The 26,441-nt window shown below is 36.0% G+C and carries 19 protein-coding genes; 10 read left to right on the top strand and 9 right to left on the bottom strand.

Going from position 1 to position 26,441, the window contains the following annotated elements:
- Nucleotides 1-46: 46 nt before the first annotated feature.
- The 9 genes from AC07N0_RS18080 to AC07N0_RS18040 all read right to left on the bottom strand — a co-directional run bounded on the left by AC07N0_RS18080 (nucleotide 47) and on the right by AC07N0_RS18040 (nucleotide 11,538).
- A complete protein-coding gene (locus AC07N0_RS18080) occupies nucleotides 47-3,103 on the bottom strand; it encodes a SusC/RagA family TonB-linked outer membrane protein (protein ID WP_494590316.1) in 3,057 nt (1,018 codons plus the stop codon).
- A gap of 146 nt (nucleotides 3,104-3,249) precedes the next feature.
- Nucleotides 3,250-3,960: a thioredoxin domain-containing protein gene (locus AC07N0_RS18075; protein ID WP_494590315.1), complete on the bottom strand. Its 711-nt coding sequence runs from the start codon at nucleotides 3,958-3,960 to the stop codon at nucleotides 3,250-3,252.
- Nucleotides 3,961-3,995: 35 nt separating this feature from the next.
- Nucleotides 3,996-4,898 (bottom strand): sterol desaturase family protein, encoded by a 903-nt coding sequence (locus AC07N0_RS18070; RefSeq protein WP_494590314.1) that lies wholly within the window; start codon nucleotides 4,896-4,898, stop codon nucleotides 3,996-3,998.
- 179 nt (nucleotides 4,899-5,077) lie between these two features.
- A complete protein-coding gene (locus AC07N0_RS18065; RefSeq protein ID WP_494590313.1) occupies nucleotides 5,078-5,251 on the bottom strand; it encodes a hypothetical protein in 174 nt (57 codons plus the stop codon).
- A 26-nt stretch (nucleotides 5,252-5,277) separates the two neighbouring features.
- Nucleotides 5,278-5,400, bottom strand: coding sequence for a hypothetical protein (locus tag AC07N0_RS18060; protein WP_494590312.1), 123 nt, complete (start codon nucleotides 5,398-5,400; stop codon nucleotides 5,278-5,280).
- Between the two features lie 81 nt (nucleotides 5,401-5,481).
- Nucleotides 5,482-6,399 carry a hypothetical protein gene (locus tag AC07N0_RS18055; RefSeq protein WP_494590311.1) on the bottom strand — a complete coding sequence of 306 codons (918 nt, stop codon included), beginning with the start codon at nucleotides 6,397-6,399 and terminating at the stop codon, nucleotides 5,482-5,484.
- A gap of 463 nt (nucleotides 6,400-6,862) precedes the next feature.
- Nucleotides 6,863-7,951 carry a formylglycine-generating enzyme family protein gene (locus AC07N0_RS18050; RefSeq protein WP_494590310.1) on the bottom strand — a complete coding sequence of 363 codons (1,089 nt, stop codon included), beginning with the start codon at nucleotides 7,949-7,951 and terminating at the stop codon, nucleotides 6,863-6,865.
- 96 nt (nucleotides 7,952-8,047) lie between these two features.
- Nucleotides 8,048-9,676, bottom strand: coding sequence for an arylsulfatase (locus AC07N0_RS18045; RefSeq protein ID WP_494590309.1), 1,629 nt, complete (start codon nucleotides 9,674-9,676; stop codon nucleotides 8,048-8,050).
- Between the two features lie 257 nt (nucleotides 9,677-9,933).
- Nucleotides 9,934-11,538, bottom strand: a complete 1,605-nt coding sequence (locus AC07N0_RS18040) for an arylsulfatase (RefSeq protein ID WP_494590308.1) — start codon at nucleotides 11,536-11,538, stop codon at nucleotides 9,934-9,936.
- A gap of 695 nt (nucleotides 11,539-12,233) precedes the next feature.
- Here AC07N0_RS18040 and AC07N0_RS18035 point away from each other — a divergent pair.
- The 10 genes from AC07N0_RS18035 (at nucleotide 12,234) to AC07N0_RS17990 (ending at nucleotide 26,414) form a co-directional block, all read left to right on the top strand.
- The gene (locus tag AC07N0_RS18035; protein ID WP_494590307.1) at nucleotides 12,234-13,877 is read left to right on the top strand and encodes a TldD/PmbA family protein; all 1,644 of its coding nucleotides are present in this window, start codon (nucleotides 12,234-12,236) and stop codon (nucleotides 13,875-13,877) included.
- 99 nt (nucleotides 13,878-13,976) lie between these two features.
- Entirely contained in the window at nucleotides 13,977-15,296 is a 1,320-nt protein-coding gene (locus AC07N0_RS18030; RefSeq protein WP_494590306.1) for a TldD/PmbA family protein, read from the top strand.
- 255 nt (nucleotides 15,297-15,551) lie between these two features.
- Nucleotides 15,552-17,192: a TldD/PmbA family protein gene (locus AC07N0_RS18025; RefSeq protein ID WP_494590305.1), complete on the top strand. Its 1,641-nt coding sequence runs from the start codon at nucleotides 15,552-15,554 to the stop codon at nucleotides 17,190-17,192.
- A 115-nt stretch (nucleotides 17,193-17,307) separates the two neighbouring features.
- Nucleotides 17,308-18,645, top strand: a complete 1,338-nt coding sequence (locus AC07N0_RS18020) for a TldD/PmbA family protein (protein WP_494590304.1) — start codon at nucleotides 17,308-17,310, stop codon at nucleotides 18,643-18,645.
- A gap of 129 nt (nucleotides 18,646-18,774) precedes the next feature.
- A complete protein-coding gene (locus AC07N0_RS18015; RefSeq protein WP_492803974.1) occupies nucleotides 18,775-19,389 on the top strand; it encodes a DUF4159 domain-containing protein in 615 nt (204 codons plus the stop codon).
- Nucleotides 19,390-19,392: 3 nt separating this feature from the next.
- Nucleotides 19,393-20,376 carry an AAA family ATPase gene (locus AC07N0_RS18010; RefSeq protein ID WP_494590302.1) on the top strand — a complete coding sequence of 328 codons (984 nt, stop codon included), beginning with the start codon at nucleotides 19,393-19,395 and terminating at the stop codon, nucleotides 20,374-20,376.
- Between the two features lie 2 nt (nucleotides 20,377-20,378).
- A complete protein-coding gene (locus tag AC07N0_RS18005) occupies nucleotides 20,379-21,239 on the top strand; it encodes a DUF58 domain-containing protein (protein ID WP_494590301.1) in 861 nt (286 codons plus the stop codon).
- A 108-nt stretch (nucleotides 21,240-21,347) separates the two neighbouring features.
- Complete coding sequence (locus AC07N0_RS18000) at nucleotides 21,348-22,547, top strand: BatA domain-containing protein (RefSeq protein ID WP_494590300.1); 1,200 nt, start codon at nucleotides 21,348-21,350, stop codon at nucleotides 22,545-22,547.
- Nucleotides 22,544-24,754, top strand: coding sequence for a hypothetical protein (locus AC07N0_RS17995; RefSeq protein WP_494590299.1), 2,211 nt, complete (start codon nucleotides 22,544-22,546; stop codon nucleotides 24,752-24,754). Before AC07N0_RS18000 ends, AC07N0_RS17995 begins: the two co-directional genes overlap by 4 nt.
- 16 nt (nucleotides 24,755-24,770) lie before the next feature.
- Entirely contained in the window at nucleotides 24,771-26,414 is a 1,644-nt protein-coding gene (locus AC07N0_RS17990; RefSeq protein ID WP_494590298.1) for a hypothetical protein, read from the top strand.
- Nucleotides 26,415-26,441 lie beyond the last annotated feature (27 nt).

Below are 26,441 nucleotides of genomic sequence, written 5' to 3'. Positions count from 1 at the left end.
AATATGTTATAGTTTAATCTGAGAGCCGACACCTGATAGCTGAAAGCTAGAATGATAATGATACCCCAACTTGATAAGACTTATTGTTTGGATATACACCCGAGTCAATACCTTTGTTAATCAATGATTGCCCGTTCAAACTTACTTCTGGGTCATAGCCAGTATATTTTGTCCAAGTAGCGGCATTTTGTGCTGAGATATATACTCTTAAGCTTTTGATGTTCGCTTTCTTTACGATTTTAGCAGGAATAGTATAACCCAAGGAAATGTTTTTCAGACGATAGTAAGTAGCATCTTCAATGAAACGATCTGAAATCGTAATAGCAGGATCTTGGTAAGCCGCTTTTACATCGGTATTTGTATTCGTTGGTGTCCATCTGTTTAATAATTCAGTTGAACTATTTACATATCCCGTCCCTAATTCAAGGTTGGCTCTGTTGGCGTTATAGATTTTACCACCTACTGAAGCTTGGAAGAAAATCGCTAAGTCAAATCCTTTATAGTTGAAAGTATTTGTCAAACCTGCCGTAAATGCTGGTTGATTTGAAATAATAACCCTGTCAGCAGCTTGTGTAATTACACCATCGCCATTGATGTCTTTGTATTTTTGCCCTCCTGGACTTTTGTTAGCCTGTGGAGTAAGTGCAGCATCACCAGATTGAATAATACCATCTGTTTGATACACAATGAATGAACCCAAAGGATAACCTACTTTTGCAATAGATGGAGAAGAAATAGAAGGAATTATTTGGTCTACTCCGTCGCCAAGATTTAAGATTTTATTGCTGTTGTTAGAATATACCACCGTAGTATTCCATTTCAAATCGCTATCAATATTGTGTGAATTGATGTATAGCTCAAATCCTTGGTTGGCTACAGCTCCGATGTTTTGATAAATCACAGAAGCTTGTCCGTTATAGAAATCAGATAAACCAGAAGTACCCGGTACTGTTCTTGTCAACAACAAATCGGTTGTTTTTTTGTAATAATAATCTGCCACAAGCGAAATACGATTATTGAAAAGACCAACATCAATACCACCATCAATTTGGAAGGTTTTTTCCCAACCTAAATTAGGATTAGGTACTGTGTTTGGTGCATAACCCGAAACGGTTGTATTAGAGAAATTGTATCTAAAATAGCTTAACTGAGACAATGATTGGTATGAAGGAATATTCTGGTTACCCGTTGATCCTGCACTCAATCTTACTTTAAAGCTGCTTACATTTTTAACATTTTGGAAGAATTTTTCATTGCTCACATTCCATCCAAAGGCTGCCGAAGGGAAATAACCCCATTTGTTACCATCTCCAAATCTTGAAGAACCATCCGCACGAAGTGTCAGCGTTACTAAATATTTATCATCATGCACATAGTTTACTCTTCCTAAATAAGACGCTAATGCCCATTCACTAGCAAATGAACTTGGCGTTCTAGTAGTAATCCCTGTGCCTAAGTTATTATATGAGAAAGCATCTGTCGCAAAACCCGCGGCCTCAGCTACTGCTCCTTTTGATTTCGACTGCTGGGCAGTGAAACCTACTACAGCATTGATTTTATTTTTAGCGTCAATCTCTTTATCGTAGCTTAATGTATTCTCATTCAACCAGTTGCTAGTGAAAGCAGTACCAACAATAGCGTCACCAGAAAGTGCTAAACCTTCTGCTGTGCTACTTGGTAAATAACGATTTTGTTTGTTATCAACGATGTCAATACCAAATAATACCTTTGCCTTCAAACCATCAGCAAGCGTATATTCACCTGCTACGTTTCCTAAAATACGATTGGTAATCGTTTCGTTTAATTGATTGTATAAAGAGTTAATTGGGTTTTGTAAGCCTGACTCAAACGGGCTGTTTACCACAAAAGTACCATCGTCCTTATAAACTGGTAATGACGGAGGAGTAAGTAGTAAATTAGCTACAATAGCCGCTGGTGCTACTTGTGATTTAGTATTACTTACTGATAAGCTCGACGTGATTTTAAAACGTTTGCTATAGTCATGGTCTAAGCCAAATCTACCAGAGTAGCGGATGAAGTCAGTATTTTGAAGTACACCGTCTTGTTTAAAGTAGTTTCCTGAAATCGATAATCTTGTTTTATCTGACCCAGAAAGAATTGATAAACTATGACTTTGGATAGCAGCTTTTCTGAAAGCGGCTGCTTGCCAGTCTGTCCCAACACCCGAAGTATCTAAAGAATAACCTGTAACCGAAGGTAAAGAAGTTGTCTTACCTGAGTTTTTAGCAGCATCTTTTCTAAGTGACCACCAATCTCTTGCATTCAAAACAGGTAATGTTCTGATTACTTCTTGAACACCATAATAAGCATCATAGTTAATAGAAGATTTTCCTTTTGAGCCATTTTTAGTAGTTACAATCACAACTCCATTAGCACCACGTGAACCATAAATGGCAGTAGCAGAGGCATCTTTTAATACATCAATTGATTCTATATCAGCAGTATTAATGGATGACAATGGGTTGATTTTTGAACCATTGGTTACACCTGCATCATTCAATGAATAATCATTGTTGATAGGGAAACCATCGATTACGTATAGCGGGTCACTACCAGCCGTAATGGAGTTATTACCACGGATTTGAACACTAACACCACCACCTGGCTGTCCTGAGGTTTGAGTAACAATTGCACCAGCAACAGAACCTTGTAAAAGACGTTCTACAGAAGCCACTGGCTGAGATTTTATTTCTAAAGGTACTGACGCAATTGAACCTGTAATATCACTTCTTTTCTGAGTACCGTATCCAACTACAATTACCTCATCAAGGCGTTGTCCTTTTGATTCTATCAAAGAAATGTTAAGATTTTCAAATTCAATAATTTCTATTTCTTTTTTCTTATACCCTACAAACGTAGCAATAACGGTAAAAGGAGGTTTTTGAGAGGTTTTGAGGATAAATTTACCATTGACATCTGTAGTTACCCCTATCGAGGTTCCCTTTATGGCTATTGCAGCTCCTATGATTGGTTCTTTCGTTCTGGAATCAATAATTTTTCCTGTCAATTGTTGAGATTGAGCCTTCATCGAGATGAAAGCTAACATCAACATAAAAATTAATTTTAGTAATTTGTTTTTCATTTTTATTCTATGGATTATATATACTATTAAAGGGTTTCATTTATACAAAATGAAGACTGGGGGGTAACAGTAAGGGTTATTTGATTTTAATAAAATTTAATCATCGGATATAGCAATTACTACCTATCCGATGATTTAAGAAAATACTACAAGGCTTGTGCCAGAGCAGTATCCAAAACACCTTTCAATTCAGCAATTCCACTTTTTTCAAAAGTCACTTTTCCTTGTTTATATAGAATCAGATAAGGAAATGAAGTAACCTTCTTCAAGGATGCAATTAATTGTGGGCTTTCTTCTAGCTCTATTTCCACAATTTTCAATGCATCACCATGCTCTTTTCTTAAGGTTTCCAATACTGGCTTTACCTTTTTACATGACCCACAATATCTTGACCCAACATCTACTAAAACAAGTTTGTTAGAGGCTAAAATATTGTTGAAATCATTGATAGTTAATCCTTTTTTAGCAGTTGTAAAAACAGTTTTACCTTGTCCTACCCATGCACCAATGCCACCATCCAATACGTACACTTCTTTGAAACCTTTATTGGCTAAATCTTTCGCAAATACTACACTTCTGCCATTAGCGATTGAATAAACAAACACTGGTTGGCTAGGGTTAAGCTTTTCAATAAAAGATGCATCTTGAGGAACTAGATTCGTTGCGCCATTGATATGGTTTTGAGTAAACTCTTCTGCACTTCTGGCATCAATAATCTGTGGCTTTGTTTGTTGCTGAATTTTTGAAGCAAAAACATCTGCTGAAACTAAATTTTTTGTCTCTGTATCGCTTTTCTGTGCCAATACAGTAGTACTCAGTACTAGTGATAGTACGATAAATTTTAAGGTCTTAATCATTTTTATGGATTTATGATTTGAATAACGATTATCAATTAAGCGTATTCTAATGCTACTGGTACTGGTATTGGTTCTTCGTCTGCCACTTCTGGTCCATTAGCTGATAATTCACTTCCTTCTTTTTTAGATTTTAAAATTGGCCACAATAACTGTGCATACCATTCTTCACTTTGATAGTTTTTAATACCATAAGCTGCTGGATATTGTCGGGTAATGAGTGCCGTACCGAAAATAATATCCCATAAAAAGAACATATTCCCGAAGTTTCCTTTGTAATGACCAACACCATCATCTGTAGAATCAGCATGGTGTGCATGGTGAGTAGCAGGTGTTGAAATAGTACGTTCTAATACCCATGCTACAGGATGTAACCATCTGTTTTCATAAAATGGCTTATCCCATTTAATACTTGAGTGAGCCAATTTCGTAATCAACGATTTCAGCCCTTTTACGAATAAGGCTGGATATCCCAAGCCTAAGTAAACCAAAACGGTAGTTACATACGACTGAGAAAAGAAAATCGTGTAAATAATATTTTGTCTCGAAGCCATAGCCATACCCATGTATGGGGCAGAATGGTGGGTACGATGAAAACGCCACATAAAGGGTACTTGGTGGTGTAAACGATGATACCAATATTGTGTTAAATCATCATAAATCGTAATAATTAACGCACCGAAAACGAAGGGAATCCAAGTGAATTCGTTTTTAGCATGAGGTAAAACAAATGGCAATATTTTCAAACCAAAATATGCGACAACTGGACCAACTACTAATTTGGGTAATGTATAGCAAGCGATGTCTAATAGTTTTTCATTATTATTCCATTTTTTGCCATATAAGCCCAATGAGAATTCTGCAAAGCCTAAAATAAATGTTAGTGCTGTAAGTCCCCAACCGTTAAGGTTTTTAAAAATTGCTTCGATAAAATGTACCATATTATTTGTTATTTTTAAGGTAAATGTTTAGTCATATTAACACATAGATTTAATAGATTAAAAGGCGAGAATATTTACTTATTACAAGAAATCTGGAACGAACCAAAATATTTTCAATGATTAAATATTATTTATATCTTTTGTCTAGCGTCTAGCATCTCATGTCTTCATATCTCTATCTATTCCTTGGCACTTGCCGAAGTACTTGTGGTGTTTTTTACTTTATTAAGCCAAGGTCTTTCACCTTTATAATAAAACCATCCCCAAAGTAAAATAACAGGGAGAGCATAAATGAATAGACTAACTAATGAGTCTCGAAAAATTTTACGAGCAAGACTTTTTTCTAAGGTCATTTTGAGTGATTTTAGGAAATGGCTGATTAATTTAATAAATGTTCTATCAATAGAATACCTCCTGTTAGGATAGTCACTGGAATTAAGAATACAAGGATACTGATAAGCACTTTTTTCCCAATAGTGCTAAAATCTTGAAGAGTCATCATCTGAGTATAAGTTAGGTTCAACTACATCAGCCTAAAATAGGCTGATGTAGCGATATGAAAAGAAGTAAGACAACGAAAAGGCTAGTTTTTGCTTTTAAATGAATTGTTTGATTCTACAAAAGCACTTTTATTATCATTTGCATCATTCAAGCCTACAAAGCCTAATTCTTTGACATAAGCTTGTCCTTCGTGTTTTGTCCAGTTCACAAAACGCTTCAATTCTTCATTTTCAGCATTTTTATGCGTGATAAAATAGACGTTTTCTGTAGGAATAGCTTTGCTGGTAGGGTTTTTTTCAAGGAAAGAAATAAGCAAATCTAAGTTGCCATAAATTTGTTCTTCTTTATCTAATTTTCCATTGTTGTTTAAATCAATCGGGAAGATAGTAAAGTCTTTCAAAGGCTGTCTTGTTTGTAAATCATACAAGTAACCTAGGTTATTATACGTAATGCCTAGTGGGTCACGTTTAATAGCTTCTAATAGATTTTTGTCATCACCCGTAATTCCTTTTCCTACAATGTTTTCAGCATCGTCTCCTAAGTAACTAGCGAAAGAAATTGAAGAACAAACTTTGCTAGCACGCGTATATACTTGATATTTCGGAGCGTCTTTGTCTTGTTCAAGTGCATCTTCAGGGTCTTCTAAGAAGTATTTTTTCAATTCTTCTTTCTTAACACCTTTCTTTGCTAAGTTCTGAGCTAAAGGAGTCTTTTCATTACCAACGGGTAATAAGGCAAATCTGCTTACGGGAGTAATTTCTTTGTCATCACCAAAGGCAGTTGGTTCAGCATGATATGCGATGATCTGAATGGTAACAGATTCACCAACATTTTTTGCTAATTGTACATCCGCTTTAGGATATATCTTTTTATACTCAGTAATCCATTTTTCGATAAGGGGATAGGTAAAGCGAGTTCCGCCTAAACTTACTTTATTATCTTGGGCTTGGCTTGCAAGCGTACCTAATAAAAGGAAAAGTCCTGTTAGTTTTGCTTTCATTTTTTTTTGATCTGTTTACGTTACATGTAAATAATTGTAAGGAATAAGCATACCAATACTAAGTGCTCTAATCATAAAGCATATAAAGTACTGTAAATCTTATTTAAGAAAATAATTTGATTTTTTGGCTATCAACAACAGCAACAGCAAGAAAAGGAAGCAAGAGATTGAACCACCTTGAGTGTGAAGTCGTGACCATTATTTTTTGAGCATTCCATGTGATTAACGCTTAATTAAAAGTTATGGTAAATTAGGCAATCATGCATTGTTGGTGGCTAACAAGATAATTGCGGTGAAATTATAAGTCTATAATTTCGATAGACAAAGATGGTTTAATGTTTTTAAAAAACCAAATATTTTTAGAAAAATATTCGGTCTAAAAATATTAATTTACTGATAATCAATGCAATGGAAAAATAATATTCAAAAAGTACAAATATTGTTTCTAATATTACAATGATTATTAGTTTTTATCTTTTACACATCTAAATCCTAAATTATTACTAGCACTACTCGTTTCTCCTTTGCCTCTACTTCCTGCTATATAGCGTATGCAATACTGATCACTGCATAGGAATGAGCCACCTCTTTGCACGTGCTTTACTACGTTGGGTTCTTCAGGGTCATAGCTTGAACTTGGCCCTTTAGGATTAACTTTCGGGCTATTCTTGTAATAATCTGGTCTGTACAAATCACTACACCATTCCCAAACGTTTCCATCCATGTCATATAATCCATAAGGATTCTTCGGGAAAGACTTTACGGGTGCTACATCATTATAACCATCTTCCAACGTATTTCCACTCGGAAAATTCCCTTGAAAAATATTAGCAATCCATTTATTATTAGGCTTTAATACATTTCCCCAATAATATTTACTAGCAGTTTTTCCCCCTCTTGCAGCAAATTCCCATTCAGCTTCAGTAGGCAATCGCTTACCTGCCCATTTAGCATAAGCTAGCGCATCTTCATAACAAACCTGTACAACTGGTTCATTTTCATGTCCTTTTATAGTACTCGAAGGACCTTTAGGATGTTGCCAGTTAGCACCAGCCACATAATCCCACCATTGAAGGTGATTATCCAATCCTACATTTTCAGTAGGAGGAGTAAAGACGGCTGAGCCTGCTACCAATTTATCAATCGGTACTCCTGGATAATCTGCTGGGTCTAAAGGACGTTCCGCTACTGTTTTATAGCCAGTAGCTTTTATAAATTTTGCAAATTCAGCATTGGTTACCTCATGCTCGTCCATCAAAAAACTTTTTATAGTTACCGCATGTTTAGGTTGCGCATCTGGATATTCATCAGTACCCATCGTAAATGTCCCTCCCGCAATTTCTACCATATTTTGATAGCTTAATGCCTTGCCTGTCGTAACATTGGTTTTATCAGAAGCAAATTTATTTTTAACAAAAGTTGGACTTTTTACTTTGCAAACGGCAATTTTATCTCCAGTAGCAGGTTTTTGTTGAACAGTCTGGGCATTGCTTTGGAGCATTAGCCAAGCAAAACCACTCACTCCTAAAGCGGTATAAATTATTTTTCTCATGTTGAATAGTAGCTTTTTAGCATTGAATATTAAGCTTTGAGATTACTTTACAAAAGTACTTTTAAATTTCACACCCAAAACTCACCGCTTCATTTATTATTTGTTTTTTCTAACTGGTAAAAGCGGAGCACTTGGTTTAATAGTATCATAATCTACTACCCCATTGGCGGCAGCCCATTTGAAATAGTCATTAGAAAGCGCATCTACTATCAATGGATTTTTGGCTGCTACATTCTGCGTTTCGCCTCTGTCTTTATCTAAATCAAACAATTGCCATTGATAAGAAGGATAAATAGAAACTAATTTCCATTTGCCTTTTCTTACGGCTCTGTTGCCTGCTCTTTCCCAGAAAATACCTTCTTCACGTTGTATTTCCTTGTTGTCAAAAAGCAGCCCTGTCAAACTTTTTCCCGGTAATTGATTGGTTTTTACCCCATTAAATGTTTCAGGATATTTAGCTTCTGCCAATTCGTAAAAAGTAGGTGCTAAGTCAATTAAGTGTGCAGTGCCTTTGCTGATAGTACCCGATTTTATTTTCTTTGGAAACCATGCGATAAATGGAGAACTGATACCTCCTTCGAAAGCAAAAGATTTGAATGAACGAAAAGGTGAATTCGATAAGAATGACCAGTTTTTACCTTGGGATTCAAATGAGCCAGAAGTTCCTACAGGACCAGCATTTTTGCCTACTTTATTGCCCAAATGTGCTACATCTTCCGCAGGAGCACCATTATCAGAAATAAAAACAATTAAAGTGTTTTCATCTTGTTTAAGTGCCTTCAGACTTGCGATTAACTTCCCGATGCCTTGATCCACTCTGTCTAACATGGCAGCGTACACTTCCATTTTGGCTTTCCAAAGTTCTTTTTCATCATAGGTTAAATTATCCCATTCAGGAATTTCTACATCTTTTTCGGCAATGGTTTGTTTTTCGTCTAGAATGCCTAATGATTTTAATTTAGCCAAGCGATTCTTCCTGAGAGCATCCCACCCCAAATCGTATTTGCCTTTATACTTAGCAATGTCTTCTGGCAAAGCTTGTAATGGCCAATGTGGTGCCGTATAGGCTAAGTATAAAAAGAAAGGCTTTTCTTGGTTAGCGGGCTCGCTAATGAATTTTATAGCATGATTCGTAACTTCATCCGTAAAATAATATGAGTTTGGTTTTGGATGAATCTGTTGATTATTTTCAATCAAGCTTACAGGATATGGTCGTCCAAGTGGAATATCTTCCGCATCAAAATAATTAGCGCCACCACCTAAAATACCATAAAACTGATCAAAGCCTCTTTGGGTAGGCCATACTGATTTGTCTTTACCAACGTGCCATTTGCCAGAAAGATAAGTATTATAGCCCGCTGTTTTAAGTACCTCTCCGAAAGTCAATGATTCTTTGTTTAAAAAACCTTGGTAAGGAGGCGAGCCTAAATCTATATCAAAATAGCCAACTCCAGCTTTATGAGGGTATTGTCCCGTAATCAATGACGCACGTGTAGGAGCACAGATAGAATTATTGTAAAATTCTTTAAGTCTGATACCTTCAAAAGCCAGTTTATCGATATTAGGTGTATTGATTTCTGAACCATACGCACCAAGGTCAGAATAACCCATATCGTCTACCATTACTAAAATAATATTGGGCTTTTTGTTTTGGGCAAAAGTATATTGAGTAGATAGGCTCAAGGCAAATAAAATCCCTATCCAAGTAAATGCTTTATTTTTCATAAGAATGATTATGCTAATTTATCGTCTTTAAAATTTGTAAGTGAGCGAGAATATTTAAAACCCTTAACAAATGCCTATAAAAAGATTTTTCCTCATGTAGGCCTTACTTTTCTTGTCTTGACACAAGAAAAGTAACAAAAGAAAGTCAAGAAATTCCAAACTCGCTCCGCTCAAACAGTGGAATTTCGGAAACTGCTAACGCCTAAGATATTTTAATATTTGTAGTAAAATACTCAATGCTAAAAGCTCACAGCTTCTTAAAACCTCGTTCCATTTCCGATTTGAACCGCAGGCTTTATTTTATCATAATTTTCTACATTATTTTTCTTTGTCCATGCTTCATAGTCGGCAATTAATGCTTTTACTATATCAGGATTTTTTGTTGCCAAATCGGTTGTTTCGGCACGGTCAGTATCTACATCGAACAATTCCCAATTTGTTTGCGGGTAAGTAGAAACCAATTTCCATTTTCCTTTTCTTACGGCTCTGTTACCACCACGTTCCCAGAAGATGGGTTGTTCACGATTTACTTCTGTACCTTCAAATAATAACTTTTTCAAGCTGACACCTGCTAAAGCATTGGTTTTTACACCATTATAATTTTCTGGATATTTTGCACCTGCTACATCATAAAAAGTAGGAGCTAAATCGATTAAATGTCCTGTACCACGAGCGATACCCCCAGCTTTGATTTTTTTAGGAAACCAAGCTATGAATGGAGAACTGATACCGCCTTCATGGAAATTGTTTTTGTAAGAACGAAATGGTGTATTAGATAATGAAGCCCAACTTTGGTCTTGGTATTCATAAGAACCTGACGACCCAATAGGGCCAGAATTTCTAGAACGTTTTCTACCTAAAGGAGAAAAACCACCCTGAGCACCATTGTCGGAAATAAAAATGATTAATGTATTTTCATCCTTTTTAAGCTCTTTTAATTTGGCTAATACTCTTCCTACATTTTGATCAACACGGTCGAGCATGGCGGCATATACTTCCATTTTCTTTTGCCATAATTGTTGCTCATCATACGTAAAGGCATCCCAACTAGGCACTTCTTCATCACGTGTAGCAATAGGTTGTTTAGGGTCTACCAATCCTAATTGTACTTGTTTAGCATGACGAATGACTTTTAGAGAATCCCACCCTAATTTATATTTGCCACGGTATTTGGCAATGTCTTCTGGTAAAGCTTGTAGAGGCCAATGCGGAGCGTTAAAAGCTAAATACAAGAAAAACGGTTTAGAAGTCTTGTTTTGTTCTTCAATAAATGACAGCGCTTTATCTGTAATGGTATTGGTCAGATATTCTCCATCTTTTAATGTGATTCTTTTATTATTTTCTACCAATTCCACTGGCGCATCTTTTGCGTCGGCATAAAAATTACTAGCACCGCCGATGAAGCCATAGAATTTATCAAACCCTCTCTGGTTGGGCCAATACAAACTATCGTTGCCTACGTGCCATTTGCCAGAAAGAAAAGTGTTGTATCCTGCTGTTTTAAGTACTTCCCCAAAAGTCAGAGACTCTTTATTTAAAAAGCCTTGGTAAGCAGGCAAACCCAAATTGACATTAAAATAGCCTAAGCCTGCCTTATGTGGATATTGACCCGTAATTAATGAAGCACGCGTAGGAGCACAAATAGAATTATTATAAAATTCCTTCAAGCGTAAACCTTCAAAGGCTAATTTGTCGATATTAGGTGTGCTGATTTCTGAGCCATAAGCTCCGATATCTGAATAACCCATATCATCTACCATAATTAAAATGATATTCGGAGGGGTGTTACTTTTCTTATTTTGACTAAACGAGGCAAAACTTAGCGAGAAAAGACTTAGTAAGAGTATTTGTTTAATTTTCATGAATATTAATAATCTATTTTTTCTATAGGACTAAATCCTATCAATTTAACAGTATTTTTTTAATCACAAGATTTTATAGATGACATGGAGAATCGACACATCATTTATGAATAAGATGAATAAGTCAGCTATTTAAAAGAGTTGTAGTATTTTGCTTAATTGCAACAACAGCAAGAAGTGAATAAATTGGAGTATGCCACTTTTTGAGGGAAAGATTTTTCCCTTCTTTGATTAATCTTTACTCGTTGTAAGGTCATTTCAAATAATTTAAATTTGGTTATGGTTATATTTATTGGTGGCTAATAAATATAAGTCTATCATTTCGATAGGCAAAGTTGATTTATTGATTTCAAATATCCAAATGATTTACTAAAATAATTAATCAATAGTATGTTCTTTGAAAGAAGAGCATCATTTTAAAAGGTGGTTTATTAAGATCATTTACTAGATGTTTTCTTGAAAACTTGAAAGACAAATTTTTGTTCTGAAAATGGTGTTTTTTGCCAAATTAAATAAAATCGCAAACAGATGTCGATAAACTTTAGCTTTTTGTCGAATAAAGAGATGGTTTTTGCGTTTTTATTTACTATTTTTAGATTGTACTGTTTTATCCATTTTTTAGAACAGGGTTAAATAGTCTATTTTATCACGATTTTTACCTCATTTAATTTTAACTTCAATCAACAAACCCCAATATGAATAGAAGGGATTTTATCCAATTATCTGGTATGGGCTTAGGAACCATGATGGGCTCGTCCGTTCCTGTTTTGGGAAATATGGTTACAGCAGAACGTTTGCTAGAACCTGCTGCAGATGTAGCCTTTAAAAAAAGAATGGCAGACATCGCTTTGAATGCTACCAAATCTCGTGGTGCTACTTATACCGACGTTCGAATCGGTAGATATTTACAACAATTCTTGTTTACCCGTGAAAACAAAGTTCAGAACATTGTCAATGCTGAATCGTATGGCGTGGGTATCCGTGTAATTGCTAACGGAACTTGGGGTTTTTCCGCAACAAGTGATGTTACACCCGAAGGTATTGCCAAATGTGCAGAAACAGCGGTAGCCATTGCTAAAGCGAATGCTAAAATCCAGAAAGAGCCTGTAATTCTTGCTCCACAAAAAGGTGTTGGTGAGGTTTCATGGAAAACACCTATCCAGAAAAATGCATTTGAAGTACCTGTTCAAGAAAAAATAGATTTGTTGATGAAAGTAAACAGCGAAGCCCTGAAAAATGGTGCAGGATTTGTTACTTCCAATCTGTTTTTAGTGAACGAGCAAAAATATTTTGCATCTTCAGATGGCTCTTATATTGACCAAGATGTACACCGTATCTGGCCGACTTTTACTGTAACTGCGGTTGATAAAGCAGCTGGTAAATTCAAAACACGTGATGCCATTAGTTCACCGATGGGTATGGGTTATGAATATTTAGATGGCTTAGCAAGCGAAAAAATTGCTGCACCAAACGGCTTAATAGGGTATCGTAATTCTTACGACATGGTAGAAGATGCTATCATGGCAGCTAAGCAAGCTAAAGAAAAAATGACGGCTAAATCGGTATTGGCTGGTAAGTATGATTTAGTACTTGACCCTAACCACTTAGGTTTGACTATTCACGAGTCGGTAGGTCACCCAACTGAGCTTGACCGTGTATTGGGCTACGAAGCCAATTATGCAGGAACTAGCTTTGCAACATTAGATAAATGGAAAACGAAGTCTTTCAATTATGGTAGCAAACAAGTGAATATTGTAGCTGACAAGACACAGCCATATACGTTGGGTACAGTAGGGTATGATGACGAAGGCGTACCTTGTAAAGAATGGGATTTGATTAAGGATGGAATTTTGGTAAACTACCAAGCTATACGTGACCAAGTAAATATTCTAGGAGAAAATGCATCGCACGGTTGTTGTTATGCCGACAACTGGAACTCGGTACAATTCCAAAGAATGCCAAATGTGTCTTTACGTCCTGGTAAAGAAAAGTTGAGTGTTTTTGACATGATTAAGGGCGTTGAAAAAGGTATTTATATCATTGGTCGTGGTTCATATTCTATCGACCAACAACGTTATAATTTCCAATTTGGGGGTCAGTTATTCTATGAAATCAAAAACGGAGAGATTGTAGGAATGTTAGATGACGTAGCTTATCAATCAAATACACAAGAGTTCTGGAATTCTTGCGCACAGATTTGTGATAAAGACGATTATCGTACATTCGGTTCGTTCTTTGACGGGAAAGGGCAGCCTTCGCAAGTAAGTGCTGTTTCGCATGGAAGTGCCACGACTCGTTTCAACGGTGTAAATGTGATTAACACAGGACGTAAAATATAGTTTAGTTCAGCTATGAGCCATGAGCTATCAGCTACGAGATTTTAAAACTCAAAGCTCATTGCTCGAAGCTTACAGCTTTCAACTTAATCTCGAAAAAAAATGTCAATTATATTAACAAAAGAAGAAGCTAAAAAGATAATAGACAAAGTTTTGGCATTTTCAAAAGCTGATGAAATGAGTGTGGCACTAAGTGGAAGTCGCACAGGAAATATTCGTTATGCTCGAAATTCTGTTTCTACAAGTGGGGAGTCACTAGACCTCTCTTTGGCAGTAACAGCAGTATTTGGCAAACGCGCTGGTACAGCAACCATCAATGAATTTGATGATAAATCATTAGAAAAAACTGTTAGAAGAGCAGAGGAAATAGCCAAATTGGCACCAGAAAACCCTGAATATGTACCGATGCTCGGTCCACAGAAATACATAGAATCTGGTACGTTTTCACAAAGTACAGCAAGTATTGACCCTGATTACCGTGCAAAAGCTGCTTTTGAAAGCATTGATCCATGCTCTAAAAAGAATTTGACAGCCGCAGGGTATTTAGAAGACTCTTCGGGTTTCAATGCCATTGGCAATAGCAAAGGACTTTTTGGTTATAACAAATCTACTTCCATCGACTTTTCAATTACAGTTCGTACAGCAGATGGTTTAGGTTCTGGTTATGCGATTCGTGATTTCAACGATGCTTCAAAACTGAATACAAAATCGGCTACTGAAGTAGCCATGCAAAAAGCATTGGCTTCAAGTTCAGCAAAGGCATTAGAACCAGGAAAATATACTGTAATCCTTGAACCTGCGGCATCGATTGATTTATTGCAAAACATGATGCGAAGTTTGGATGCCAGAAGTGCAGACGAAGGAAGAAGTTTCTTGAGTAAAAAAGGCGGGGGTATACGTCTAGGAGAAAAATTGTTTGACGAAAGAGTAAGTATTTTTTCAGACCCAGCTAATATTGAAATTCCTAAAGCAGGGTTTTCGGGTGATGGTCGTCCACAAGAAAAAATCTATTGGATAGAAAATGGCGTAGTTAAAAACCTAACTTATTCAAGATACTGGGCAGAGAAAAAAGGGGTGAAAGCTACACCACCACCATCAGGATTTATCATGGCTGGCGGTTCAGAATCATTAGCTGACTTGATTAAAGGCACTGAAAAAGGCATTTTGGTTACTCGTTTCTGGTATATCCGTGCCGTTGATCCTCAAACATTATTGTATACAGGACTTACACGTGACGGTACTTTTTACATAGAGAAAGGAAAAATTAAGTATCCAATCAAAAATTTCCGTTTCAACGAAAGCCCAGTAATTATGCTTAATAATTTAGAAGCAATGGGTGCTCCGATGCGTGTAGGAGGTAGTTTGGTTCCTCCATTAAAAATAAGAGACTTTACCTTCAGTAGTTTATCTGATGCTGTATAGTTAATAGAAGGTGGATGGTCTGAATTGTCAGCCATTCACCTTCTTTATTTAACCATTCATCAAAATCATACTTTTCAAAGTATTTATATCTTCATCAAAAACAATATATTTAGGTATTTGGAAAAACCTATCGAACAGGTTTGAGGGATTATTTATTGATATTTTGGTAATAGCCAAAAGCATTAATAAGTATAAATTCTTATTTGTTTCCTAAGCACTTTTCCTCTATCTATTCAACTAAAAAAACTAAAAGCTTTGAAAAGAAGAGATTTTATTCAAATGTCAGGCTTGGGTATGGGAGCATTGATGCTTCCCAATATTCCAATCGTCGGAAGGCCTGTTTCCGCTGAGGCTCTTATGGATGGCTACGTAGATGTAGCAGTCAAAAAAAGATTAGCTGACGCTGCACTCAATGCCGCCAAAGCTAAAGGAGCAACTTACACAGATGTAAGAATTGGGCGTTACCTGAATCAATATGTTGTAACACGTGAAGACAAAGTTCAGAACATTGTCAACACAGAATCTTATGGCGTAGGCGTGAGAGTAATTGCCAATGGATGTTGGGGTTTTGCAGCCGTAGTGGATGCCAAATCAGAAGCTGATACAGCAAGAGCCGCTGAAGAAGCCGTTGCTATTGCCAAGGCGAATGCTAAATTGATGACTCAGCCTGTACAATTGGCTCCTCAGAATGGCTATGGCGAAGTAAGCTGGAAAGCTCCTATTCAAAAAAATGCTTTTGAAGTACCTATCAAAGAAAAGGTAGATTTATTACTAGGAGTGAATGATGCTGCCATGAAAAATGGTGCTAATTATGTAAACTCGGTACTTTTTTTGGTAAATGAGCAAAAGTATTTTGCTTCTTCGGATGGTTCGTATATTGACCAAGATATTCATAGAATTTGGCCTATCTTTAATGTGACGGCTATCGACCCTAAGTCTGGGAAATTTGAGACGCGTAGAACATTAAGTGCTCCGATGGGAATGGGTTATGAATACCTACAAACCAACCCAAGCGATAAAATAACAGGCATCACTACCCGCTACAACAAGGGTTATGATATGTTGGAGGATGTTATCGCGGCCTCAAAACAAGCTAAAGAAAAACTTACTGCCAAGTCTGTTGAAGCAGGTAAATACGATTTAGTATTAGACCCATCACACTTATGGTTAACCATTCACGAATCTGTGGGTCACCCATTAGAGCTTGACCGTGTGTTGGGATATGAAGCCAATTTTGCGGGTACTTCATTCGCTACGCTTGACAAATGGCAAAGTAAAAACTTCAATTATGGTAGTAAACAAGTAAATCTATTTGCTGATAAAATACAGGTAGGTTCGCTAGGTGCTGTAGGTTGGGATGACGAAGGAGTAAAAACCAAACAATGGGATTTAGTAAAAGAAGGTACTTTGGTAAATTATCAAGCCATTCGTGACCAAGCACATATTATTGGCGAAAAAGAATCTCATGGTTGTTGCTATGCCGATAGCTGGTCGTCTGTACAATTTCAACGTATGGCAAATGTTTCGCTTGCTCCGGGCAAAGAAGCGTTGTCAGTAGATGAAATGATTAAGGATGTTAAGAAAGGCATTTATATTGTTGGTGATGGTTCGTTCTCGATTGATCAACAGCGTTATAATTTCCAATTTGGCGGACAATTGTATTATGAGATTAAAGATGGAAAAATTGTAGGAATGCTAAAAGATGTAGCCTATCAATCTAATACACAAGAGTTCTGGAATTCTTGCGTAAAGGTTTGTGATGATCGTGATTATCGTTTGGGTGGTTCGTTCTTTGATGGTAAAGGTCAGCCTTCGCAATCAAGTGCAGTTTCTCATGGTAGTTCAACGGCTCGTTTTAATGGTGTGAATGTAATTAATACAGCACGTAAAATATAGCTATCAGCTTTCGGTCTTCAGCCTTCGGATTTAATAATTCTTTTAAAAACCGACATCTGAAATCCGATACCCGAAAGCCAACCAGCTTATCAAACTCTTTAATCTCGAAATCAACATGTCAATAATATTAACTGAAAGTGAAGCTAAAGCCTTGTTAACAAAGGTTTTAAGCTATTCAAAAGCAGATGAATGCGAGGTCAATCTGCTAGGAGAAACCCGTGGGAATCTTCGCTATGCTCGCAATGAAGTATCAACCAGTGGAGCTTTGACTAACCAAAACCTTACTGTTCAGTCGGCTTATGGGAAAAAAGTAGGAGTAGCAACCATTGATGAATTTGATGATGCTTCATTAGAAAAAGTAGTACGTCGGGCAGAAGAATTAGCAAAGCTTGCCCCTGAAAACCCTGAATATGTAGGTTTATTAGGGCCACAAACCTATATTAAATCTACAGGATATTTTGAGTCAACAGGTAGCGTTACGCCCGATACGCGTGCAGAGGCCGTTGCAAAAAGTCTGAAACTATCTAGAGAACAAAAGCTAGTTGCCGCAGGCTTTTTAGAAGACCAAAAAGGCTATACTGCCATGATGAATTCAAAAGGACTTTTTGCTTATTACAAAAGTACCAATGTGAATTTTTCATTGACGGTTCGTACAGAAGACGGTACGGGTTCTGGTTATGTAGCCAAGGGGTATAGTGATGTGAATAAATTAGATACTGCCGCTGCTACTAAAGTTGCTATACAAAAATCAATAGGGTCAAAAGGAGCGAAGGCGTTAGAACCTGGGAAATATACTGTTATTTTAGAACCTACGGCAGCTGTAGTATTATTGGAAAACATTTACTACGATATGGATGCCCGTAGTGCTGACGAAGGTCGTTCATTTTTTAGTAAACCCGGTGGCAAAACAAAACTAGGTGAGAAGATTGTAGATGAAAGAGTAACGTTTTTCTCTGACCCAACCCATCCAGAATTACCTGCTTCACCTTGGGCTGGTGATGGTCAACCACAAGAAAAATTAATGTGGATTGAAAAAGGAGTGGTTAAAAACCTTTCTTATTCAAGGTATTGGGCAAAAGAGAAAGGTGTAAAACCTGTTCCTTTTCCTAATAACATGATTATGCCAGGAGGAACGGCTACTTTAGAAGAGATGATTAAAAGTACACAAAGAGGTATTTTGGTTACTAAACTTTGGTATATACGTTCAGTGGATCCACAAACGTTATTACAAACGGGGCTTACACGTGACGGTACTTTTTATATTGAAGATGGAAAAATCAAGTATCCTATCAAAAATTTCAGATTCAACGAAAGTCCGATTATCATGCTTAATAACCTTGAGATGTTGGGTAAAACTGAGCGTGTAGTCAGCACAGAATCGAATCAAAATTACATGGTACCGCCAATGAAAATCAGAGAGTTTACTTTCTCATCACTTTCGGATGCGGTATAATATTTAGCTTTCAGATTTCGGGCGTCGGCTATCGGTTATCTAATTTTAGACATTAGATTAATTTAAAAACAAATCTAATGTCTGGTAACCGACTTCCGACGGCTGACATCCGAAAGCCAACTTAACAATATGAAACCATTTATTTTTACAAGAATTCAATATGCTTCTGGAGATTGGGATACAGACCAACGAATGCCTTCAAATATCCTTAATTCTTTGGTAGAATATACAACCATACCCATTGATGATAAAGAGAAAGTAGTCCTATTGAGCAGTAACGAGCTTTTCAAGAGTCCTTTTTGCTATTTGAGTGGGCATAAATTAGTAGAATTCTCTAGTAAAGAACGAGACAATTTTCGCAAATATGTAGAAAACGGAGGTTTTGTATTTGTGGATGATTGTAACCATGATATTGATGGACTTTTCGCCAAATCGTTTGAACAAGAAATGGGAAGAACATTTGGAGAAAAAGCCTTACAGAAAATTCCGAATACTCATCCAATTTACAATTGCTTCTTTCACTTTGACGGTCCTCCAACAACAAGTTTTGAACTAAATGGTTGGGGCGACGACCTTGTACATGATTACCTAAAAGCCATCACTATTAATGGACGAATTGGGGTTTTGTATAGCAACAAAGATTATGGATGTGAATGGGATTATGACTTCCGAAATAAACGGTGGCTCGCAGAAGACAATACAAAATTTGGAGTAAATATCATTCAATACGCACTAACAGTTTAGACATTGGAAAATAAAGACCTTACTTATTATAAAACATTGGTGGCTAAATTGCCATTACTAAAAAAAGAAATTGCTAAAGTAATTGTTGGACAAGAAGAAGCGATTGATGAAATCCTTATTTCTCTTTTAGCAGGGGGACATTGCTTACTCGAAGGTGTTCCTGGCCTAGCAAAAACGCTGATGGTAAAAACCATTTCAGAGGCTTTGGAGATGTCATTCAAAAGAGTACAATTTACACCTGATTTAATGCCAGGTGATATTGTAGGAACAGAAATTTTGGAGGAAGACCATGAAACTGGTAAGAAATTCTTCAAATTCAATAAAGGTCCTATTTTTGCAAACATTGTTTTGGCGGATGAGATTAACCGTACACCCCCCAAAACACAGGCCGCTTTGCTAGAAGCCATGCAAGAATACAAGGTAACGTATGCAGGAACCAACTATGATTTGCCCAAGCCTTTTTTAATTATCGCTACGCAAAACCCCATCGAACAGGCGGGGACTTATCCGCTTCCTGAAGCACAGTTAGACCGCTTTTTGTTATATATCAAACTGGGGTATCCTTCTGAAACAGAGGAATTACAAGTATTAAAAAGTACAACAGGCATAGGTAAGCAAACTTTGCAAACCATCATGACTGATCAAGATATTATTACTTTACAGCAACTAACACGTCAGGTACATATTAGTGAAGAATTGATTGTAAAAATTAATCAACTCGTAAGGTCAACGCGTCCCGCTAATTCAGATTCAGCTTTTGTTAAACAATGGTGTGAATGGGGAGCGGGGCCAAGAGCAGGACAAGCATTAGTATTATGTGCTAAAGCTAGAGCAGTATTGCACGAACGTTTTGCCGTTTTACCAGAAGATATCAACACCCTTGCATTCCCGATTTTAAGACATCGTGTATCACTCAATTTCAGAGCCGATGCCGAAGGAATTACTACGGATGATGTGATTGCTGAATTATTGAAAAATTTAAAATAATTATGGCATTATTATCCACCGAATTAATAAAACTCAACAACCTACAACTGGCTGGTAAATTGGTCAGTGAAGAGCTGATGTTGGGGATTCATCATAGTAAACGCTTTGGTTACGGAATAGAATTTGAACAATATAAGCATTATCAAGCTGGCGACGACCCTAAGCGAATCGATTGGAAATTGTATGCAAGAACCCAAAAGCATTTAGTCAGAGAATCTTCAACCGAAAGTAATTATCACCTTAGGTTTATCATCGATTTATCAGGGTCGATGAATTATACAGAGAATGGCGTAAGTAGGTTGCAATATGCTAAAATCCTATTGGCTTCATTGGCATATCTGGGTTATCGTCAAGGAGATATGATGAGTTTGTATGCCTTGCAAAATGGAGAAGTACAAACATTGGTCAGTTCAGGGAAAGAGTCTTTTCAAAGAATTTTGTATGCTTTAGAAAAAGCCGAAGCAAGTGGAGATTGGCTAAACGAAAATCCTAAATTTCCCATCTTTCAACAAAAGCAAAAAGAGGTCGTCATTTTTGTTTCCGACTTTTTACAAATCAATGAAGAATGGTTGAATTTGATTAAGAATCTAGCCAATCCACATCGAGAAGTAATGGTTTTTCAGGTATTGGGCAAACAAGAAATAGATTTTGATTTGAAAGGCTTTTTTCGCTTTAAAGACTTAGAAACAGGGAAGGAAGTAGAGTTGCAAGCTGAAAGTATCAAAGCTGAAGTATTGAAAAATGCGGAAAGCTATCTGAAAAAACTGACATTGGCTTTACAAATTCCTTTTGTGTATCTACTCAGAACCAGTCTTGAAGAGCCTATTGCTAATGTAATCAGTGAATCTTTGAAAAGAAGGTAAGGGTGATTTTGGTTATTAGCTTTAGGCTAAAACATCTTGCTCTGAATTGGAATTTTAATATACTTTGATTTGCATAAAGCCTAAAGCTTATTGCATAAAGCAAAAAAAATGGAATTATTAAATCCTTTGATGCTGTGGGGAGCATTGGCAATTGCAGTGCCAATTATCATTCACTTTTGGCATCAAAAAAAAGGAAAAGTTATAGATTGGGCAGCAACCAATTGGCTAATCGAGAAAAATCTTCAACAATCTAGAGGTATTCGATTAGACAATATCTTTTTGCTTATACTCAGGTGTTTATTATTGCTTATACTCAGTTTGCTATTAAGCAAACCATTATTACATGTGTTAAACAGTCATCAGGTAGCTCATAAAGTCCATTTGGTTCAGGCAAATACTTTTGTTGTTAATAACTATAAATTTGAACTAGAAGAAGCGTTAAAAAAAGGGGAAAAATGCTATTGGTTTAATACACACTTGGAACCTGTTACTGACTTCAACCAAATTTCTAAAAATGAAAAGATAGATGGTATAACAATACAAAATAGCTTAAATCAATTAAGCGAACTGATTGATAACGAACAGATTAATATATATTTCGTTAATGCTGCTACTTTAAGGGATTTGCCACATATTTTTGTGCCAAATACATTTTCTATACACAGCTTAACAGATTCAAGTCAACAACAAACTAATCCTTATCTCGCATTTGCAGATAATAAGAAAGTCTTCATTGGTTCGAATAAATTATTAACCGCTACATCTGATAACATTGCAAATGGAACAGTAAAGCATACTGGTTTGATAAAGGTGCTACTTGAAAACAATGATGACAGTGAAAAGCAATACATAAAGGCTTCGCTTACAGCGTTATCACAAACCTACCAATTGGCATTTCAGTTAAGTGAAAAAGCAGAAGATAATGTTTCTTACGACATCGTATTTAGCAACCATCCTCTTAAAAAAGGACTTACAAATAATACTCTGTATTTTTTCTCAAATACCAATAAGTGGGAGGTAACAGCGCCACAGTCTAATCAGATATTAATTCCTGATTTGCTAAATCCACAAAAGACCGAAATGGTTTATAATGGCTTACTTCCTGAGTTTTTAGGAGAAAAAATTATTCAACATTTTGAGTTACAAAACGAATACAAAGCATTAAGTCATCAACAACTCAATTCATTATTTAAGGCACAGAAGTACTTTAAAGCATTATCAAATGATTGGTTTCCAAAGTCATTGCTCTTGATTTTTATTTTACTGTTAGCTTTAGAAAGATGGATTGCCATTTATAAAAACTCATGAATCAACTAAAACAAATTATCACAAAAGTCAAGATTCAGCTATACCTTATGGCTGGTTTGATGTGCTTATTGGTGGCTGGTTCGGTATATTTCTGTTTGTTATTATTACTAAAGTCTTCGGCTTTAGCAATAGTTGGTTTTGTAGTAGTCTTGCTTGTAATGGCATTTATCACAAAACTTTTTCAGAACAAAAGCACAGAAACGATTCATTTGATTCATCAAAAAATTGAAAATACAGAATACAGCCTTGAATTATTGCAAATAGAAAGGCCTAATTTGGCTCAACAATTACAATTAGAACGCCTTTTTTCACAGAACCATTATCAGACTCCGTGGGTTTTTAAGAAAAACTTGATAGCCTATTTTGTAGTTTTTATGTTCTCTTGGCTTTGTTATGCTTTTGTACCGAGTTTACTAAAGAAACAGGCGCAAAGCGTTGAAGAAGAAAAACAAAGTGCCCCACATGCATCTCAACAAATTAGTATTCCTGTTTTTTCAAAGGCCAAACTAATTGTTCAAGCACCTGCTTATACGAGCTTAGGAATTGTTGAAAGTCAGAACATGAATGCATCTGCCATGGTAGGTTCATTATTAAAGTGGCAAATACAATTTTCTAATACCGAACACCTTTCTGTAAAACTGATTAATAATCAGGGAGATGAAATTGCTTTTAATAATAATAAAGGATTGTTTGAGCATTCCGACCAGCTCTTAAGCTCGGGCTTATACGCTTTTAAAGCCTATTGGAATGATTCATTGATTTATCAATCTGACTATTATCGATTGGAAGCCATTCCTGATTTAGCTCCTAAAATTGAGCCAGCGTCTAAAGAACTATACAAATTACATTATTTAAAAGACCCTAAGAATGTACAGATTTCAGCCAAGATTTCAGATGATTTCTTGGTAAGTCAGGCATTTATTGTAGCTACTTTGGCAAGAGGTTCTGGTGAAAATGTAAAATTCAGAGAAGTAAAAATTCCGATTACCAATACTAATTTTAAGCAAACCAATGTCATTAAAAACATTGATTTAAAGGCTTTAAATTTTGCTCCTGGCGACGAGCTTTATTATTACTGGGCTGCATTTGACAATAAACGCCCAACGCCAAACTATACAAAATCAGATACTTATTTTATTGTTTACAAAGATACCACTCAAGTCGAGGAAGCAGATTTGGCAACAATGGCAATGAACATCATGCCAGAGTATTTCAGAAGTCAGAGACAAATTATTATTGATACTGAAAAGTTAATCGCTAAAAGAAAAAAGCTTCCTTCAAAAGAATTCAATAGTACTTCTAATGAAATTGGGTTTGATCAAAAAGCCCTTAGATTACGTTATGGACAATACTTAGGAGAAGAATTTGAAAATTCTATTGGTTCTGCCAATGCTTTGCCTAATGAAAACGAAGCAGGGGGAGATTTATTAAAAGGATTCCGCCACGCACACGACGAAGGCGAACATGACCAAGAAGCCGGTGAAAAACATGAAGAACATGACCACGGTGGGAATAAACCAGATACAGATAATAAAGACCCATTAGCTGGTTTACTAGCAGATTATGTACACTCGCACGATGATGGTGAGGCGAATACCTTTTATGAGCAATCTACTAGAAGTTTATTGAAAATGGCTTTAGAGCAAATGTGGCAATCGGAATTACACTTACGGATGTACGAACCTGAAAAAGCAATTCCGTTTGAAAAGAAGGCATTGGAGTATCTGAAATCGGCACAACATAAGGCGCGTACTTTTGTAAAAAAGACTAGTTTTGACCCACCGCCGATTAAAGAAAAAGAAAAACGTTTAACGGGAGAATTGACAAAGTTTAATGAGAAGTTTTCATTTGAAAAAAACTACTCTCAACAACAAATTGAAAGCTTGGTGTCCGAAGTAATAGGCATTGCCAGCACAAAGGCAGAAAACCAAAAGTTATCCCCGATAAATAAGCAGAAAGTTTTGGTGCTAAGTACGATAATGAGTTCAAAAATCATCAATAGTAGTTTGAACAATTGGTCTATTCTGACGGCTTTGCAAAAAATGATTAATGATAAAAATTTATCAAAAACTGAAACAATTTCTTTGCAGAATAAGCTCTATCAATTGCTTAACAAAACACTTCCAAGTAAAAACAATCTTTCAAGTCCATCATATTTAGGAGAAAAGAAGCTAGAAAAAGCCTTTTGGAAGAATGTTAGTTTATAAAAAATAAAATTCATCAATGATATTAAATCTATTTACGTTCAATACTTTCGGTACTTTCGACTGGCTAATAATACTAGCCTTGTTGGCTTTACTGTTAGTACAAATTGTGGCGATATGGCAAAAGAAATCAGTTTCAATGTCAAGAATTTGGTTAAAAACTGGATTGAATTTGTTGCTTTGGCTCACTGTCTGCTTATTTTTCATTAATCCTACCATAGAAAAATCTATTGATTCAAATAAGATATTATTAGTGAGTGATAATATTCCTCAACAAGCCATTCAAGCAGTAAAAGATAGTTTAAAGATTAGCGAAGTATTTTCTCAAAAAGCTTTCAATCGACAAGTAATTGATAATCCAACATTGATTAGTCAGCTTGGAAAAATTTATCTGTTTGGTGAAGATGCAACGCCAGAATTACTAAGTAAACTCAATCAAAAAACCATTTATTGGATTCCTTATTTTCAGCCCGATGAATTACAAGAAATACATTGGAAAGGCGTACTTAATAAAGGAGAAATACAACAGATAAATGGTAAAATTAACTCTTCAAAAGTACAAATGCTTCGATTGAAATATGGTAATCAAGTAGTAGACAGTCTAAAATTAACGAAAGGATTCAACGGTTTTGAGTTACGTTTTACTAATTTTTCTATTGGAAAAACAGCGTTAACATTAGTGCTAGAAGAGAAACCTTTGCAAGAAATTAATTTTTTTAGTCTTAAAAATAACCCTAAGCATTTCCAGTTTATCTTATCAAATCCTGACTTTGAGAGTAAGACTCTAGCAGACTGGCTCGGGAAAAATGGTAATCAAGTGGAAACCATTACAACAGTAGCTAAGAATACACAAAGTACATTTTCAATTAATGCTACCAAGAAATTTGTGCCAGATATTATCGTTACAGATCCTTCAAATGCAGGGAATAGTTTGGTAAAAAAGGCCTTTGCAGATGGTAAAAGCATTCTGTTTATCAATGTAGAAGAGCCCGATGTTGCTATTAAAAGTATTAATCAGCATTTAGGGACAAAATGGAAAGTAAGAAGAACTTCAACACAAGAAAACCTTGTTATTTCGCAAGACCTGACGGCTCATCCTTATCAGTTTGAACCTGTCGCATTTCAAAAAGTCGTTTTTGAATATCCTATTGCTATCCAAAAACATTATGGCAAAGTGGGCATTAGCCTTTTGAACGAAAGCTTTCCTTTAATACTCAGTGGAGATAGTATTGCTTACACTAAAATCTGGCAGAGTACATTTCAGGCACTCTATCCATCTTCTGACAATGCTATCCGTATTGATGCTCCTCTTTACCCAGATGTTGTAGAAAACCTTAAAACGATACAGAATACTGAAAATAGGATTGCCATTACAAATGATACCGCTTTTAGTACTCAATCGGGCATTAATCCCTTATCTGCGGAAGCAAAATATACTTTTAGAAAAACTGGATGGAACACCTTTCAAGATAGTTTAGCAGTATATGTGGAAGAAAATCAAAATGATATTGCCAATGCAAAAAGCATCAAGCCATATATAAAAGAAAGTATCGATAGTACAGGCAATACTGCTCAAAGTATTTCAACAAGCCTTCCTGAATGGTTTTGGTATGTTTTAATCGTATTGCTTCTAACAGCCTTATGGCTTGAACCTAAGCTTTAAGATTAATTTCTCTCTCTTATTCTTATC

This window comes from Arcicella sp. GW821-FHT09D11, assembly GCF_059416265.1.
Note: the sequence above shows the minus strand (reverse complement) of the source record. Positions and strands in the feature narration are given on the sequence as shown.

What these genes read in the sequence shown, in the direction of transcription:
- AC07N0_RS18080 (WP_494590316.1), bottom strand. Translation starts at nt 3,103, where the DNA reads ATGAAAAACAAATTACTAAAATTAATTTTTATGTTGATGTTAGCTTTC.
- AC07N0_RS18075 (WP_494590315.1), bottom strand. Translation starts at nt 3,960, where the DNA reads ATGATTAAGACCTTAAAATTTATCGTACTATCACTAGTACTGAGTACT.
- AC07N0_RS18070 (WP_494590314.1), bottom strand. Translation starts at nt 4,898, where the DNA reads ATGGTACATTTTATCGAAGCAATTTTTAAAAACCTTAACGGTTGGGGA.
- AC07N0_RS18065 (WP_494590313.1), bottom strand. Translation starts at nt 5,251, where the DNA reads ATGACCTTAGAAAAAAGTCTTGCTCGTAAAATTTTTCGAGACTCATTA.
- AC07N0_RS18060 (WP_494590312.1), bottom strand. Translation starts at nt 5,400, where the DNA reads ATGATGACTCTTCAAGATTTTAGCACTATTGGGAAAAAAGTGCTTATC.
- AC07N0_RS18055 (WP_494590311.1), bottom strand. Translation starts at nt 6,399, where the DNA reads ATGAAAGCAAAACTAACAGGACTTTTCCTTTTATTAGGTACGCTTGCA.
- AC07N0_RS18050 (WP_494590310.1), bottom strand. Translation starts at nt 7,951, where the DNA reads ATGAGAAAAATAATTTATACCGCTTTAGGAGTGAGTGGTTTTGCTTGG.
- AC07N0_RS18045 (WP_494590309.1), bottom strand. Translation starts at nt 9,676, where the DNA reads ATGAAAAATAAAGCATTTACTTGGATAGGGATTTTATTTGCCTTGAGC.
- AC07N0_RS18040 (WP_494590308.1), bottom strand. Translation starts at nt 11,538, where the DNA reads ATGAAAATTAAACAAATACTCTTACTAAGTCTTTTCTCGCTAAGTTTT.
- AC07N0_RS18035 (WP_494590307.1), top strand. Translation starts at nt 12,234, where the DNA reads ATGAATAGAAGGGATTTTATCCAATTATCTGGTATGGGCTTAGGAACC.
- AC07N0_RS18030 (WP_494590306.1), top strand. Translation starts at nt 13,977, where the DNA reads ATGTCAATTATATTAACAAAAGAAGAAGCTAAAAAGATAATAGACAAA.
- AC07N0_RS18020 (WP_494590304.1), top strand. Translation starts at nt 17,308, where the DNA reads ATGTCAATAATATTAACTGAAAGTGAAGCTAAAGCCTTGTTAACAAAG.
- AC07N0_RS18015 (WP_492803974.1), top strand. Translation starts at nt 18,775, where the DNA reads ATGAAACCATTTATTTTTACAAGAATTCAATATGCTTCTGGAGATTGG.
- AC07N0_RS18005 (WP_494590301.1), top strand. Translation starts at nt 20,379, where the DNA reads ATGGCATTATTATCCACCGAATTAATAAAACTCAACAACCTACAACTG.
- AC07N0_RS18000 (WP_494590300.1), top strand. Translation starts at nt 21,348, where the DNA reads ATGGAATTATTAAATCCTTTGATGCTGTGGGGAGCATTGGCAATTGCA.
- AC07N0_RS17995 (WP_494590299.1), top strand. Translation starts at nt 22,544, where the DNA reads ATGAATCAACTAAAACAAATTATCACAAAAGTCAAGATTCAGCTATAC.
- AC07N0_RS17990 (WP_494590298.1), top strand. Translation starts at nt 24,771, where the DNA reads ATGATATTAAATCTATTTACGTTCAATACTTTCGGTACTTTCGACTGG.